Below are 1,567 nucleotides of genomic sequence, written 5' to 3'. Positions count from 1 at the left end.
TTCTAACTTTTTTAGCCCAAGCTATCTCTCGCTTATTATTATGGAGTTTTTCTGCTTGTTTTAAGAATTTTTCGAGTTGTTCATACTTGATGCCTAATAAACGTTCTGATTCTTGTGAATGATGGTGAATGTACTCAAGCATACTGGTCATAATTAGCCACTAAAAATTAGATTTTTTATTACTCTATCACAATTTATTTGTTTTCCGGAGATGTCTAATATTTCAAATACATTTTTATTTGTACTACCAATTACTTTCATTGATACAATTAAACCATCCAGGCTTAAGACTCCTAAGACACTTGTATTTTTACCTTTATTTCTAGGAGCATTGCTGACTACTCTCTCTCCTACTTTTCCTCGACCATAAAGACGAGTCATTCTATCATTTACTCCTGAATAGTCAACAAAAACCAAATTATTTATGTCTACGCGCATCCAGCAATTTTCGATACTCATAAAATTTTGGCTTAACATCTTCTCTCTCTTATTCCGAAGCACAAATACTTTTTTTTTCTACTTATATTGATTTTTTTTTAAATTCGATACATTGTTGATAGACTAACTTTTACTCCTGTTCTAATTTCTAAATATTCGCATAACTCACAAAGCATACATATCTGGTTTTTGTTGGATTTTCTGCGCTCATTAAAGAATCAAAATTGCCATCAAATTTAGGTAATGGTCTTCCTCCATGTTGCTTTGGATTCACAGTTCATGTGGTTCGATAATGCCGTAATAAATTACGGACAAAAGTCAAACTAACTTGAAACCTTTTTCCTATTTGACGTTGAGAACCTTCTTGGTTTTGATAGACTCTAAGCACAGGTCGGCCTAAATTTTGTGAATATGGTCTGGCCATTTTTGGGGTTTGGCGTTCGCGGAGCGTGACGTCAGCCGTATCGCTCTAGATAACTATTTTGTCTTTGGTTAAATCTTATACTTTTGTGGTTCACTCATATGAAAAGCGCTGTAATGTCAGACCCCAAGCCACCCTGTCCATCATACAATTCATGCTTGAGTGGTCAAGAACGGTAAAACCGGCCATAGTAGACAGAATCACAAATTCCAGGACTCTGGTCGTCAATTTGTGGAAAATCAGATCGCGGACAAGAGTCTCAGAGCTTACCCAATCAACCCAAGAGTGGACACGAAAATGCTACTAGAAAAGAGACCCCTGGCTAATTGCCAGAGTGGCTAAGGTCTCACAGCTATGGTTACACAATTATGTTAATCAGAAATACTCACAGCTTTTTGAGCAACTGGAGGTGGAACCCAAGGGGAAGGGAAGCTTAAAGGTACAGATGGATGAATTATGGTCATTTTATGATCATAAGGGGAATAAACACTGTGTCTGGTTAGGTCTGGATGTAGAGATACGTGAAATTATTGGATGCCAAATTGGAGAGGGTTGTGCGGGTTGAGCAAGGGAAGGAGTGGGAATCGTTACCAGCAGTCTATCCGATCTTGTGGGGTTTGCTATACCAATTTCTGGTCGGCTGATGCAGAAGTCTTACCCAGTCAACCACATCAAGCAGTGGCGAAAGAAACTGGACCTAGGAGCTAT

Annotated in this window: 2 protein-coding genes; both read right to left on the bottom strand. The window is 38.2% G+C overall.

Going from position 1 to position 1,567, the window contains the following annotated elements; all coding sequences use genetic code 11:
• Positions 1-153: 153 nt before the first annotated feature.
• Positions 154-438 (bottom strand): transposase, encoded by a 285-nt coding sequence (locus tag F6K22_RS40570; protein ID WP_293110791.1) that lies wholly within the window; start codon positions 436-438, stop codon positions 154-156.
• Positions 439-715: 277 nt separating this feature from the next.
• Positions 716-862 (bottom strand): hypothetical protein, encoded by a 147-nt coding sequence (locus tag F6K22_RS40565; RefSeq protein ID WP_293110789.1) that lies wholly within the window; start codon positions 860-862, stop codon positions 716-718.
• Between the last annotated feature and the right edge of the window lie 705 nt (positions 863-1,567).

It is taken from the genome of Okeania sp. SIO2F4 (assembly GCF_010672385.1).
GTDB lineage: Bacteria > Cyanobacteriota > Cyanobacteriia > Cyanobacteriales > Microcoleaceae > Trichodesmium.
This window is presented reverse-complemented; position numbering and strand designations above follow the sequence as displayed.